Origin of the sequence: Halomonas eurihalina, from assembly GCF_008274785.1 — a bacterium.
Lineage (GTDB): Bacteria > Pseudomonadota > Gammaproteobacteria > Pseudomonadales > Halomonadaceae > Halomonas > Halomonas eurihalina.
In genome coordinates this window covers 60,848-73,958 of the sequence record NZ_VTPU01000001.1, presented here as the reverse complement: position 1 = coordinate 73,958, position 13,111 = coordinate 60,848, and the positions used below count along the sequence as shown (strand labels likewise).

The 13,111-nt window shown below is 63.9% G+C and carries 13 protein-coding genes; 9 read left to right on the top strand and 4 right to left on the bottom strand.

Annotation, left to right across the window (positions count from 1 at the left end; translation table 11 throughout):
• Positions 1 to 49 precede the first annotated feature (49 nt).
• The 3 genes from ureG (at position 50) to FZZ93_RS00400 (ending at position 2,876) form a co-directional block, all read left to right on the top strand.
• The gene (gene ureG, locus FZZ93_RS00410) at positions 50 to 676 is read left to right on the top strand and encodes an urease accessory protein UreG (RefSeq protein ID WP_149320357.1); all 627 of its coding nucleotides are present in this window, start codon (positions 50 to 52) and stop codon (positions 674 to 676) included.
• 40 nt (positions 677 to 716) lie between these two features.
• Positions 717 to 1,307, top strand: a complete 591-nt coding sequence (locus FZZ93_RS00405) for a HupE/UreJ family protein (RefSeq protein ID WP_149320356.1) — start codon at positions 717 to 719, stop codon at positions 1,305 to 1,307.
• 96 nt (positions 1,308 to 1,403) lie between these two features.
• Complete coding sequence (locus FZZ93_RS00400) at positions 1,404 to 2,876, top strand: phospholipase D-like domain-containing protein (RefSeq protein WP_149320355.1); 1,473 nt, start codon at positions 1,404 to 1,406, stop codon at positions 2,874 to 2,876.
• 16 nt (positions 2,877 to 2,892) lie between these two features.
• Here FZZ93_RS00400 and FZZ93_RS00395 read toward each other — a convergent pair whose 3' ends face one another.
• Entirely contained in the window at positions 2,893 to 3,822 is a 930-nt protein-coding gene (locus FZZ93_RS00395; RefSeq protein ID WP_149320354.1) for a YihY/virulence factor BrkB family protein, read from the bottom strand.
• Between the two features lie 234 nt (positions 3,823 to 4,056).
• Between FZZ93_RS00395 and FZZ93_RS00390 the strand changes: the two genes are divergently transcribed.
• The 3 genes from FZZ93_RS00390 to dcd all read left to right on the top strand — a co-directional run bounded on the left by FZZ93_RS00390 (position 4,057) and on the right by dcd (position 6,649).
• Positions 4,057 to 5,037 carry a coiled-coil domain-containing protein gene (locus tag FZZ93_RS00390; protein WP_149320353.1) on the top strand — a complete coding sequence of 327 codons (981 nt, stop codon included), beginning with the start codon at positions 4,057 to 4,059 and terminating at the stop codon, positions 5,035 to 5,037.
• 165 nt (positions 5,038 to 5,202) lie between these two features.
• Positions 5,203 to 6,003 carry an iron-sulfur cluster carrier protein ApbC gene (gene apbC / locus FZZ93_RS00385; RefSeq protein ID WP_187774442.1) on the top strand — a complete coding sequence of 267 codons (801 nt, stop codon included), beginning with the start codon at positions 5,203 to 5,205 and terminating at the stop codon, positions 6,001 to 6,003.
• 79 nt (positions 6,004 to 6,082) lie between these two features.
• Positions 6,083 to 6,649: a dCTP deaminase gene (dcd, locus tag FZZ93_RS00380; protein ID WP_149320351.1), complete on the top strand. Its 567-nt coding sequence runs from the start codon at positions 6,083 to 6,085 to the stop codon at positions 6,647 to 6,649.
• A gap of 84 nt (positions 6,650 to 6,733) precedes the next feature.
• Here the strand turns inward: dcd and FZZ93_RS00375 are convergent, their stop codons facing one another.
• On the bottom strand, positions 6,734 to 7,093 hold the full coding sequence (locus FZZ93_RS00375) for an MmcQ/YjbR family DNA-binding protein (protein WP_149320350.1): 360 nt from the start codon (positions 7,091 to 7,093) through the stop codon (positions 6,734 to 6,736).
• 268 nt (positions 7,094 to 7,361) lie between these two features.
• Here FZZ93_RS00375 and FZZ93_RS00370 point away from each other — a divergent pair, with 268 nt between their 5' ends.
• Positions 7,362 to 9,311, top strand: a complete 1,950-nt coding sequence (locus tag FZZ93_RS00370) for an autotransporter outer membrane beta-barrel domain-containing protein (RefSeq protein WP_149320349.1) — start codon at positions 7,362 to 7,364, stop codon at positions 9,309 to 9,311.
• A 60-nt stretch (positions 9,312 to 9,371) separates the two neighbouring features.
• On the opposite strand, the gene purN is transcribed toward FZZ93_RS00370, so the two are convergent.
• Both purN and purM read right to left on the bottom strand, forming a co-directional pair.
• On the bottom strand, positions 9,372 to 10,106 hold the full coding sequence (gene purN, locus FZZ93_RS00365) for a phosphoribosylglycinamide formyltransferase (protein WP_149320348.1): 735 nt from the start codon (positions 10,104 to 10,106) through the stop codon (positions 9,372 to 9,374).
• Positions 10,103 to 11,176 carry a phosphoribosylformylglycinamidine cyclo-ligase gene (gene purM / locus FZZ93_RS00360; RefSeq protein ID WP_149320347.1) on the bottom strand — a complete coding sequence of 358 codons (1,074 nt, stop codon included), beginning with the start codon at positions 11,174 to 11,176 and terminating at the stop codon, positions 10,103 to 10,105. The genes purN and purM overlap by 4 nt, the downstream gene beginning before the upstream one ends.
• A gap of 157 nt (positions 11,177 to 11,333) precedes the next feature.
• Here purM and FZZ93_RS00355 point away from each other — a divergent pair, with 157 nt between their 5' ends.
• Positions 11,334 to 12,413, top strand: a complete 1,080-nt coding sequence (locus FZZ93_RS00355) for an AI-2E family transporter (protein WP_149320346.1) — start codon at positions 11,334 to 11,336, stop codon at positions 12,411 to 12,413.
• Positions 12,410 to 13,111 carry a DnaA regulatory inactivator Hda gene (gene hda / locus FZZ93_RS00350; protein ID WP_149320345.1) on the top strand — a complete coding sequence of 234 codons (702 nt, stop codon included), beginning with the start codon at positions 12,410 to 12,412 and terminating at the stop codon, positions 13,109 to 13,111. The genes FZZ93_RS00355 and hda overlap by 4 nt, the downstream gene beginning before the upstream one ends.

The following is a 13,111-nucleotide window of genomic DNA, read 5'->3' as shown; positions in this document are numbered from 1 at the left end:
TCCGACTTCTTTCTCTTCTCGAAGTGGAATTCATGTAAGGAGCGAGAATATGAAACATTGCCTTCGTGTAGGTGTTGGTGGGCCGGTGGGGTCCGGCAAGACGGCACTGCTCAAGCAGCTCTGCCTGGCATTGCGCGATCACTACGACCTCGCTGTGGTGACCAACGATATCTACACCCGCGAGGATGCCGACTTCCTGACGCATCACCAGGCGCTGCCCGCCGAGCGGATTCTCGGGGTCGAGACCGGCGGCTGTCCGCATACCGCGATCCGCGAGGATGCCTCGATGAACCTAGCCGCCATCGACGACCTCCAGGCCCGCCATCCGGGGCTCGAGCTGGTGCTGGTCGAATCCGGCGGCGACAACCTGTCGGCGACTTTCAGCCCGGAGCTCTCCGATCTGACGCTCTACGTGATCGACGTGTCGGCCGGCGACAAGATTCCGCGCAAGGGCGGACCGGGCATCACCAAGTCGGATCTGTTGATCATCAACAAGATCGACATTGCCGAACAGGTGCACGCCTCGCTCGACGTGATGGAGCGCGATGCCGCCATGATGCGTGGCGAGCGGCCCTTCGTGTTCACCAACCTGCACGATGGCGTGGGCCTGGACACCATCGTCGATTTTCTCGTCGAGCGCGGCATGTTGCCCGACCGGCTCGACAAGCGTTCCTGAACTGCAACCGATGAACCTCGATCACGACAAGGAGATCACCATGCCTTCTGTACCTTATTTCCGTTTCTGGCTCGCGGCCCCGATCCTGCTGCTGGTGTCCGGCATGGCCATGGCGCACCCCGGCCACGGGACCGAACAGGGCGGCTTCATGGCCGGTCTGGCGCATCCACTGTTCGGCCTTGACCATCTGCTGGCGATGGCCGCCATCGGCCTGTGGAGCCTCGGCCAGTCGCGCCGACTGCGCATGGCGGTGCCGCTGCTCGCGGTGGGTGGCATGATCATCGGGGCGGGACTGGCCGTCGCCGGTATTGGCCTGCCGGGCGTGGAGAGTGCCATTGCGCTGTCGGTCCTGCTGGCGGGCGTTCTGGTCGCGACCCTGGCGAAGTTGCCGAGCCTGGTCGGCGGCCTTCTGGTGGTAGGCTTCATGCTCTTCCACGGCCATGCCCATGGCACCGAGATGCCGCATGGCGCCTTGCTGGTCACCTATCTGGCGGGCTTCAGCCTGGCGACTCTGGGCATCACCCTGGGCGCGCGTCTGGCCGGCGGCTGGCTGCAGGCTCGGCAGAACCGCTCGCTGCGCGTTGTCGGTGGCGTGATCGCGGCGATTGGCGCCTTCTTCGCCCTGTCCTGACCTGGCGGACGCCGGAACCTGCACGCTGGGCGGCAAGCCGGTATGCTGCTCGGTATGGGGCCAGAGGACTGGCCATCAGTAGCAGGGAGCGCCGGCATGCCGAGACTCGCAAGTAGCCGCCGGGGAAGCGGCAGGATCATGTGGCTGTGGGGAGCCTTGGCCATTGTGCTGGTGCTATGGGGTGCCATGGCCGCCTGGCAGCGATACAAGCCGTTGCCCGAGGGAGTCGGGCAGGCGCATCCCGAGCGGCGCGCCGTCGAGGCGCGTCTGCTCGTCGACGAGACCTGGTATGACGACTCGGGGCAGCGGCATCTCGCCCAGGCGATCTTCGACGAAGCGCTGGCGATGATCGGCCAGGCTCGCCGCCTGATCGTGATGGACATGTTTCTGTTCAACGACTTCGCGGGCGATGCGGTGGAAGACGCCGATTTCGTGCCGCTCTCGTCTCGCCTCACCGATGCGCTGATCGAGCAGCGCTCCCGCTATTCCGGTCTCGAGGCGGTGGTGATTACCGATCCGCTGAACACGGTGTACGGCGGCCTGGCGCTGGAGCATCTCGAGCGGCTGCGCGAGGCGGGTATCAAGGTCGTGATGACCGATCTGGACCGGCTGCGTGCGTCCAACCCGCTGTGGTCCGGCCTCTGGCACCTGGGGATCGACCGGTTGGGCAATGATCCCGAAGGCGGCTGGCTGCCCAACGCGATGGGCTATGGGCGCGTGACCCTGCGCAGCTATCTGGCGCTGCTCAATTTCCGTGCCAACCACCGCAAGACGCTGGTCGTGGATCAGGGCGATGGCTGGGCGGGGCTGGTGACTTCCGCCAACCCTCATGATGCGAGCAGTCTGCACGATAACCTGGCGCTGCGCTTCGAGGGGCCGGCGGCGCTCGATCTACTGGCCTCGGAGCGCCCGGTCGCGGCCTGGGCCGGCGTGACGCTGCCTGGCCCACCGCCGCCCGAACCGTCCAGCGAGCCCGAGGGCGCGACCTTGCGGGTGCTGACCGAAGGGGCGATTCGCGATGCCTTGCTGCAGGTGATACGCGACGCGGTGTCCGGCGACCGGCTGGATGTCGCGGTCTTCTATCTGTCGCACCGGCCCGTGATCGACGCGCTGATCGAGGCGCGCCGGCGTGGCGTGACGGTGCGCGTGCTGCTCGATGCCAATCGCGAGGCCTTCGGCATCGAGAAGGACGGCATTCCCAATCGTCCGGTGGCCGAGGAGCTGGAAGCGGCCGATGTCGAAGTGCGCTGGTGCGTTACCCGGGGCGAGCAGTGCCACACCAAGTTGCTGCTCCATCGACCGGCGGTGGGCCACGATGTCTCGATGATACTGGGATCGGCCAACTACACGCGCCGGAACCTGGACGATCTCAATCTGGAGACCAGCGTAGGCGTGACGGGGCCGGCGACGCAGCCGGCCCTGGCCGACGCCATCGACTATGTCGAGCGACAGTGGCACTCGACGCCGACGCGCACCACCAGTCGCGAATACACCGAGGCCGATGACGTGGGCCCCATGGCCTGGTGGCGGTATCGACTGATGGAGGCCAGCGGGCTTTCCACCTTCTGAAGGCCGGCGCCGGCGGTCAGTCCACGTGGGTGACCGCCTGGTGGCGGGAGTCGACGTGCCAGGGCAGGCCGAGACGGGTGTTGCGTTCCAGCTCGGCGATGACCTGGGCGCCGAGCAGCAGGATGATGGCTCCGACCTCGAGGATCAGCAGGATCACGATCAGCGTTGCCAGGGAACCGTAGACGGCGTTGACGAAAGAAAGGTTGGTGAAATAGAAGATCAGCAGCAGGCGCGCGCCCTCCCAGAGCAGGGCAGCGACGAAGCCGCCGACCAGGGCGCGGTGCAGGGCGATGCGCACCACCGGCATGACCTTGTAGATGGCGCTGAACAGCAGGAAGACACCGACGAAACTGGTCAGGTTGAGCATCGAGCCGGAGAGGCCTGAAAGCGGCAGTTCGCGGCCGAGCAGGGCCATCCAGACCGCATTGACGGTGTTGGCCAGGCTGACCATGAGGGTCAGGCTCAACAGCCCGGCACCGAGCACCAGCATGAAGGCGTAAGGCATCAGCACCGAGACCCAGACCGAGCGGTTGGCATGCGTGTCCGGGGCATGGAAGATGATGGCCAGGGCATCCTCGAGCATGCGAAAGGCGAAGGAACTGAAGACCAGCAGCACCGGGATGCCGAGGATGCCGATGGCGTCACGCGAATCGAGCAGCGAGCGCACGGCATCGAGCACCACCTCGGCATAGGCGGGGGTGAGATGCCGCACCTGGATCGACAGAACGCCCATCAGCTGCTGTTCGTCCACCACGCCGGCCAGCAGGACGACCAGCAGGGCGAACAACGGCACGATCGACAGCAGGATATTATAACCGACGCCGCCGGCCAGCAGGATGCCGCGATTGCGCAGGAAGGTGGCCAGGACTCGCCAGGCGAAGTGTGCCACCCGGCTGATGAGAAGCGGGAGGCGAGGTCTGGAAGCTGGAGCCGGAGGAGCAGACATGGGCAAGCCGGTCGAGAATCTTTCGGCATGATACGCTGTTAGACGCGATTCGCGTCAATCGCCGGGCCGGGGTGTTGAACGTTCGCTCGGGATTTGCATGTGAACGATTGTGCCCGGGTATCGGCAGGGGGACGCCAGGCAACGCCTCAGGGTGTATGCTGAAGCGATCCATCGTGCATGGCCCAGGACAGGGCCAAAGCCATACACATCGACCCATCTCGGGGGAGAAAGCCGATGTCAGACACTTCCATGCGACAGCTCTTTCAGGACAATCGAGTCAGGGTACTGGCCATCGTGGCCGTGGTGGCCGTGATCTGGGCGCTGTTCGCCCAATCCAGCGCCAGTTCCAGCAACGAGGCGCGCCGTTCCCTGCAAACCCGACTGGACACGGTGCAGACCGAGAACGAGTCGCTCCAGGCCCGGGTGGCCGAGCACGAAGCGGCACAATCCGAGGTTGAGGCACTTCGGGCGCGCGCCGACGAGCTCGAGCAGCAGCGCCAGGCCGCCGAGGCGGAGCTGGAGAGCGTCACCACTGAAGTCGAGCAGGCCAAGGCCGAGCTCGAGGAAGTCAATGTGGCCCTCGAACCCTTGCAGACCCAGGTGGCCGAGGCCGAACAGAAGCTCGAGAAGCGTCAGTCCTCCCTGGAAGACGTCCGCCAGCAGACGGAGAAGGTCTCCCAGGCTCGTGACGAGGCCGAGGCGGACCGCGACGAGGCCGTGAAGGCCCGCAAGCAGGCCGAACAGCAACGCGAGACGCTGGCGGAAGAGACCGACAAGCTCGAGAAGCAGCGCGACGAGCTCAAGTCTTCCCTGGAGCCGCTGCGCGAGGAACATCAGCAGCTAGAGGCCCAGCGTGACGAGGCCAGCAGCAAGCTGGAAGTGCTGGAGACCAAGCTTCAGGAAGGCCGCAAGGAACTGGCCGGACTCGACTCCAGGGTCGATGCCCGCAGCCAGCAACTGGCGCAGCTGAAGAGCGATCTGGCTGGTTGGCGCGACGCCCTGGCGGACTTGGATGCCAAGGTGACCTCCACCGGTGAGGCCGATGGCGAGTCTTCGTCGTCCTCCGAGTCGATCAAGGATGACAAGGCCCAGTCGCAGGATGGCGAGGAAAAAGCGTCATCCTCCGAATCGGCCGAGGACGCTTCGTCTTCCGACGCGAAGCAGGAAAAGCAGGAAAAGCAGGCAAAGCAGGACGAGAAGGCTCAGGAAGCCTGAAGCCTGTCATATCGCTGAGAAGGTCATTGACGAAGAAGGGCACGCCGCGGCGTGCCCTTTGTCGTTCATGGACATCCCGGACGTTGCATCACGCGGTGAAGGGGCGGGTATACTGGCGTCATCCGACCATCCGGTCGGCCCCAAACGTAAAAGGAGCGAGTCGTGATCGAAGGGGTCAAGCATATCGTCGCCGTGGCATCTGGCAAGGGAGGCGTCGGCAAATCCACCGTCACCGCTAACCTGGCCCTGGCCATGGCCGCCGAAGGGTATCGCGTCGGTATTCTCGATGCCGATATTCATGGACCCAGCCAGGCTCGCATGCTGGGTGTCGCCGAGGGCACGAGACCGGCATCGGCCGGCGAGAATCGCCTCAAGCCCCTCGAGGCCCACGGCCTGCAGGCGATGTCGATGGCGTTCATGATTGATGTTCGTGAACCGACGGTATGGCGCGGTCCGATGGTGGCCGGCGCCTTCCAGCAGTTGCTGACCCAGACGGTGTGGGATGATCTGGACGTGTTGTTCATCGACATGCCGCCGGGCACGGGGGACATCCAGTTGACGCTGGCGCAGAAGGTGCCGGTGGACGGGGCCGTGATCGTCACCACACCCCAGGACATCGCGCTGCTGGACGCCCGCAAGGGCATCGAGATGTTCCGCAAGGTCAATGTGCCCACCTTCGGCGTGGTGGAGAACATGAGCCTGCATGTCTGCTCGAATTGCGGTCACAGCGAGCCGATTTTCGGCGAGGGCGGTGGCGAGCGCATCGCCGCGGAATACGACACCCACTTGCTCGGTCGCCTGCCGCTGACCCTGGCCATTCGCGAACAGGCCGATGGCGGTAAACCGACCGTGGTGGCCGAGCCCGATGGCGAAGTGACCGCCACCTTCCGCGACATGGCGCGCCAGGTAGCCGAACAGCTGGGTGGGCCGGTGGACGAGGGGCCGGATATCTCGTTCAGCGAATGAGCTGCCGGCGAGCCGTGACGGCACGCGTCTTGCCCGCTATCATGGCGGGCTTGTTTCGACCCATCAGGACGACCTCTTCATGAGCATCAAATCCGACAACTGGATCCGTCGCATGGCCGAGCGCGAGGGCATGATCGAGCCCTTCGAGGCCGAGCAGGTACGTTATGTGAACGACCGTCGGGTGATCTCCTACGGGACGTCCAGCTATGGTTACGATGTCCGCTGTTCCGATGAATTCAAGGTGTTCACCAACATCCACTCGGCTGTGGTGGACCCCAAGGGATTCGATGAGAAGAGCTTCGTCGACATCAAGGGCGATGTTTGCGTCATCCCCCCCAACTCCTTTGCCCTGGCGCGGACCGTCGAATACTTCCGTATTCCCCGCAGTGTGCTGACGATCTGTCTCGGCAAGTCCACCTATGCGCGTTGCGGCATCATCGTCAACGTGACGCCGCTCGAGCCGGAGTGGGAAGGGCATGTGACCCTGGAGTTCTCCAACACTACCAACCTGCCGGCCAAGATCTACGCCAACGAAGGCGTGGCCCAGATGCTGTTCCTGGAATCCGACGAGGTCTGTGCTACCTCCTACAAGGATCGCGGGGGCAAGTACATGGGGCAGCGAGGGGTGACCCTGCCGCGGACCTGAACGAGCCTGTGCCGAAGCGGAGGGCGAGCTGCCAGGTTGCTTGTCAGTCCCTTCGGCCTTTGTCGTGGCAGGCTCGCGATGCGGTTATTCGAGGCCGAGCTCCCGTCGGCGCTTCTTGCTCAACCCCATCGTCACTAGATGATGCGATTTGCCGAGATAGTGGCTCAACTCGTCGCTGGGGCATTGGCAGCCGTCGTATAGCTGTATCCATTTCAGGCCGCGTGAGGCTAGGTAGGGAGCGGGTCTGAATCCTGGCTGATCGCGCAGCACCTCGAAGTCGAGCTCCGACACCTTGAAGGTGAATGCCGGCGTATCGAGCTTCTCCCAGCCGCCGATGGCGAATACCTTGCCTCCAACCTTCCAGACATGGGAACTGCCCCATTGCATGACGTAGGTGGTCGCCGGCAGGGAACGGCAAACGTCATTGTATTCGTCGTACGTCACTCCTATCTCCTTGGCGGCGATGTTCTCCGGGCGACGTTCTCCGGGCGGCACTTTTCCACCAGGATTCTGCGTGACCACAGGGCGTCCAACGTTCATTCGTGTGTCTGTTATCTGGGTTTCCCCGGAGGTTGCAATGAGTTCCTGGTCAGAAATGTTGCAAACACTTGATTGAATCGTACGTTTTGTTGCCTATCTTTTCAGGTATCGGTGTCGCTGGATCGCACCGATTTCCAGGATAACAGGGCAAGAAGACAATAAGGACACGATAATGATCAAGGGACTTTCTTCTGCCACCACGGCTGAAATAACTCAATACTTCGCGCTTCGCCGCCTGACGGCCACCATCCTCTGTGCCGGAATGGGGGTGGCCGGGCTCATGGTCTCGGCTCCGGTTCTGGCCTACTCCAGTATCTATGTGTTCGGCGACAGCCTGAGCGATGCGGGGCAATTTCCGGACAGCGAGTTGGGCGGACTGAACACGCTACGCTTTACCAACCGGCTAGGCCCGGACCACGACACCACGCCCTATGGGCAGGTTGCGACACAGTTGCTGGCAAAGGAGCTGGGCCTATCGGGGGTGCCCTCGACGTCCATCGTCCGGGATCAGGCCGGCCTGCCGGATGGAACCAATTATGCGGTGGGAGGATATACCACCGACCAGATATTGGCCTCGATCACCCAGGAGGGAGGGTCGGTCGTGCAGGCGGGTACACCGTTTGACCGGAGCAAGGATGGCTACCTGGTTGCCTCTGGCGGCATGGCCGACTCGGAGGCGCTCTATTACGTCAATGGCGGGGGCAATGACTTCCTGAATGGCCTGGTGACGGGGCCTGAGGGTGCCGTTGGCGCTGCTCATACCCTGGCCGACGCGGTGAACGCCCTGGCAGAGGCGGGGGCGAGCACCATCATGGTCGCCAATCTACCGGATGTCGGGAAGACACCCGCTGGTCAGGCGGCTGGCCCGGCCCAGGCGGCAGGGACCTCGGCGCTGGTCAAGATATTCAATGATGCCTTGGGGCAGCGCCTGGCCGCGCTGGACGGCAGCGTCGACATCATTCGCTTGAATACCGATGGCCTGATGGCCGAGATTCTGGCGTCGCCGGGCGAGTTCGGCTTTGCCGACGATGTAGCGCTACATCGGGTGTGCTTCGACGGTACCTGCAATATCACGCCTTACGGGCAGGGCAGTGCCCTGGAAGACCCTGATAAGCTGCTGTTCAATGACGGTGTGCACCCGACGACAGCGGGGCAACATATCCTGGGTGATTACGCCTATGCGATGCTGGCTGCGCCCGGGGTGCTCGGTCTGGCACCGAGGCTGGCGGTTGGTGCGCTGGACGCCACCCAGCACGGCCTGAGCAATGAGTTACGTCCAGGGGCCCAAGTCGAGGGCGTACGGGTCTTTGCCACGGGTTCTGCTACCGAGGGCAGTGAGCACGGCAGGCGCTCCGATAGTCGGGAGTCCTTCGACGGCACCCAGCGGGGCGCCGGCGTGGGGGTGATGCTGCCGTTCGGTCATGGTTATGGCGGTGTGGCAGTCAGCCAACGCTATGGCGAGTTCGATCTCGATAATGGCAGCGACCTCGATGTTGAAGGCCAGGTCTTCAGCTTGTTCGCACGGCAGCACCTGGGGCCTGTCGGTGTGCAGGCGGTGGCCAGTTATGGCGATTTCGCGCTGGATCTCGACCGTCATGTGCGGTTGGGGCAGTCCTCGCGCACGCTATCGGGTGATCCGGATGGTGATGGTTTCGGTGCGGAGGTGAGAGTCGATTATCGCCTCACGGACAGTGACTCGCTCTGGTACACCGCGCCTTTCATGGCTTATCGCCATGTCGAGGCTGACATCGATGGTTATCGCGAGGCGGGATCGGCCGCCAATGCCTTGATCGTGTCCTCCCAGGACTTGGAGGACCGGCGCATCGAGCTAGGGTTCATGGCCGATCGAGGATTGATGGACGGATATGGCCTATATGCTGAGGCAGCCCTGGGTGAGCATTTGGGGGACGATCCGAAAGCCGCCGAGGTGCGCCTGGCCAGCCTGCCGGGCAATGCATGGCGTGCCGATGACATGGAGCGGGATAGCGATCACTATCTGCGCGTCGATGCCGGTTGGCGCATGCAGCTCGGTGAGAATGGCATGCTGCACCTGGGAGCCGGTGCCGAAACATGGGACGAAGTCGCCGCGCATTTCGAGGTGGGCGCCAGTCTGGCTTTCTAGGCAATGATGGTTCTGATGGCTCCAGCCCCTGCCGTGATCGGCAGGGGCTGAGGTGGGGAGTCAGGCGTCCTCGTCCAGCTCTTCAGCGGCGTCGTCGTGGGAGAGACGCATGCCGGTGGCCGGCAGCGGGGTGCCGTCCATGGTGACGGTGTCGCCCGTCAGCTTGAGACGCCCTTCGAGAAACCAGTTCACGGCAATGGGCAGGATCAGGTGTTCGCGGGCCTGCACCCTGTCCTTCAGGCTGTCTTCGGAGTCCGTGCCGTCGACCTTGACCACGGCCTGGAGTGCCACCGGGCCGCCATCCAGTTCTTCGGTGACGAAGTGCACGCTGCAGCCGTGCTCGGTCACGCCGTCGGCGAGTGCCCGGGCATGGGTGTGCAGACCCTGATAGGCCGGCAACAGCGAGGGATGGATGTTGAGCATCCGGCCCAGGAAGCGCTGGACGAAGCGTGGGGTGAGGATGCGCATGAAACCGGCCAGGATCACGAGGTCGGGCTCGTGGCGTTCGATGACCTTGATCAGCGCGCCATCGAAGGCTTCGCGGCTCTCGTACTCACGGTGGGGCAGCGCCACGGCATCGATGCCGGCATCGCGGGCGCGCTTGAGGCCGTAAGCGTCGGGCTGGTTGGACACCACCGCGGCGATCTCGCCGCCGAGACGGTCGTGTTCCTGGGCCTCGATCAGCGCCTGGAGGTTGCTGCCGTTGCCGGAAATCAGCACCACGACCCGCCGTGGTGCGGCGGGTTCGGGCGTGAAGTCCTGCAGGGTGTCGCTAGGGTAGTCGGTCTCGCTCATTCGTTCAGATTCTCCAGTCGGACCGCGTCATCATTCTCGCCACGTGTGATGATGTCGCCGATGCGGTATACCGTCTCGCCCTGGGCCTGGAGGTGGGCTCGCGCCTGGTCGGCCCGATCCGCCGGTACCACCAGCACCATGCCGATGCCGCAGTTGAGCACGCGATGCATCTCGTGTTCGTCGACGTTGCCCTGGGCCTGTAGCCAGTCGAAGACCGCCGGGCGTTTCCAGCTGGCCACGTCGATGCGGGCGGCGGTACCTTCGGGCAGGACCCTTGGCAGGTTCTCGAGCAGACCGCCACCGGTAATGTGCGAAAGCGCATGAACCGGGATGTCGGTCTCCTTGAGCAGGGACAGCAGCGGCTTGACGTAGATGCGGGTCGGCGCCATCAGGGCATCACCCAAGGGGCGGCCGTCGATGGCGGTGTCCAGAGGCGCTTCGCTGATCTCGAGAATCTTGCGGATCAGCGAGTAGCCGTTGGAGTGCGGCCCGGACGAGGCCATGCCCAGCAGGACATCGCCTTCGCCGGCCCGCTGACCATCGAGAATCTCGTCTTTCTCGACCACGCCGACGCAGAAGCCGGCCAGATCGTAGTCGTTACCTTCGTACATGCCGGGCATTTCGGCGGTTTCACCACCGACCAGGGCACAGCCGGCCTGTTCGCAGCCATGGCCGATGCCGGTCACCACGTCCGCGGCGATGTCGACATCCAGCTTGCCCGTGGCATAGTAGTCGAGAAACAGCAGGGGCTCGGCGCCGGCGACCACCAGATCATTGACGCACATGGCCACCAGGTCGATGCCGATGGTGTCGTGGCGCCCGAGATCCATGGCCAGGCGAAGCTTGGTACCCACGCCGTCGGTGCCGGAAACCAGCACCGGCTCACGGTAGCCGCTAGGAAGCTGGCACAGGGCGCCGAAGCCCCCCAGACTGCCCATGACCTCGGGGCGAGTCGTGCGACGGGCGACGCCCTTGATGCGATCGACCAGGGCGTTGCCGGCATCGATATCGACGCCGGCATCCTTGTAGCTGAGCGAGGCGCCGCTCGGGCGCTTGGTGGAATCGGTCATGGCCTGTCCTGTATGAACATTGCTGTCGAAGACGCGTCCCGGTGCCTTGGCCGTACAATGGGGCAAGGGCGTCGCGGTGGGCAAGATTGGGCGGAGATTGTAGCATCACGAGGCGTGGCACGCACCGCCACACCGGGCATCGCACAGGGAGAGCAGGATGCGTAGACAAGGTTGGATCGCGGCCGTACTGGCGGCACTGGGATTGTGGTTTCTGATCAGCATAGAGCCGGTGCTGATGCCGTTTTTCGTCAGTATGGTATTGGCCTATCTGGGCGATCCGCTGGCGGATCGACTGGAAGACAAGGGACTTTCGCGACGGCTGTCGGTGTCGCTGGTGTTCCTGCTGCTGACACTGGTCATCGTGCTGAGCCTGCTGCTCGTCATCCCGATTCTGGGCAGACAGATCGGCCAGTTGATCGAGTCGCTGCCCGCCATTCTGAGCTGGGTGCAGAGCACGGTGGTGCCGCGCATCCAGTCGATGACCGGCATGGACTTGAGCACGGATTTCGACCAGATGCGCGAGACGCTGGTCGACAACTGGAAGGAAACCGGCACCTTTGCCGCGACCTTGCTGGCCCAGGTGTCGAAGTCGGGGCTGGCGCTGGTTGCGATGATCGGCAACCTGGCGCTGATTCCGGTGGTGACCTTCTATCTGCTGCTGGACTGGGATGACCTGGTGGCCAAGGTCCGCGGCTCGCTGCCACGCCGTTGGGAACCGACGGTGGTGCGCCTGGCCGGGGAGTGCGACGAGGTTCTCTCGGCCTTCCTGCGCGGGCAACTGATCGTCATGCTGTGCCTGGGGATTATCTATGCCATCGGCTTGACCTTGCTGGGGGTGAAGTTCGGCCTCTTGATCGGCCTGCTGTCGGGGCTTGCCAGCATCGTGCCCTATCTCGGGGTGATCGTCGGCATCTCGGTGTCCGGGCTGGTCGCCTTCTTTCAGTCCGGCGGCGAGATCTGGATGCTGCTGGGCGTGGCGGCGGTTTTCGGTTTCGGCCAGTTCATCGAAAGCATCGTGCTGCAGCCCAAGCTGCTGGGCGACAAGATCGGCCTGCACCCGGTAGCGGTGATCTTCGCCGTGCTGGCCGGCGGTCAGCTTTTCGGCTTCACCGGGGTGCTGGTGGCGCTGCCGGTGGCGGCGATGGTCATGGTGGTCTTGCGTTACCTGCATGATCGCTATAAAAACAGTTCGCTCTACGACGCGGACCGTCGAGCTTCGAACGAGGAGTCGCCATGAGTCGAGCACCCGCGCAGCTGCCATTGGGAGTCGGACTGCGTGATGATGCCACCTTCGCCAACTTTTATCCGGGGCCGAGTGCGACCCTGGTGGCCTGTCTGAAGCATCAGTTGGAGGAAAGTGGCGAGCCGTTTCTCTATCTGTGGGGAGGCGATGGCGTGGGACGTAGTCATCTCCTGCAGGCGGCCTGCCATGCTGCTTCCGACCAGGATCGGCGAGCGCTCTATCTACCGCTCGAGGAGCTCGGTCATTTTCCGCCGTTGATGCTCGAGGAGGTGGAGCGGCTCGACCTGGTGGCCATCGATGACCTGGACAAGGTGGTTGGCCGCAAGCGCTGGGAAGAGGCGTTGTTTCATGCCTTCAATCGCTTGCGAGACGACGGGCGACGGTTGATCGTCGCCGCTTCGGCGCCGCCTCGGCAACTGGCGGTCACCTTGCCCGACCTGGCATCTCGGTTGACCTGGGGGATGACGTTCCAGGTGCCCGGGCTTGATGACCAGGGGCGGCTCGAGGCCTTGCGGCTGCGAGCTGGAGGGCGAGGCATGGAACTGCCCGACGAGGTCGCACGTTACATTCTGCACCGTGGGCCGAGGCGTCTCGAGGCGTTGTTCGAGGTCCTGGAAACGCTCGATCGTGCCTCATTGTCGGCCCAGCGCAAGCTCACCATTCCTTTCGTCAAGCAGGCGCTGGGCTGGTAG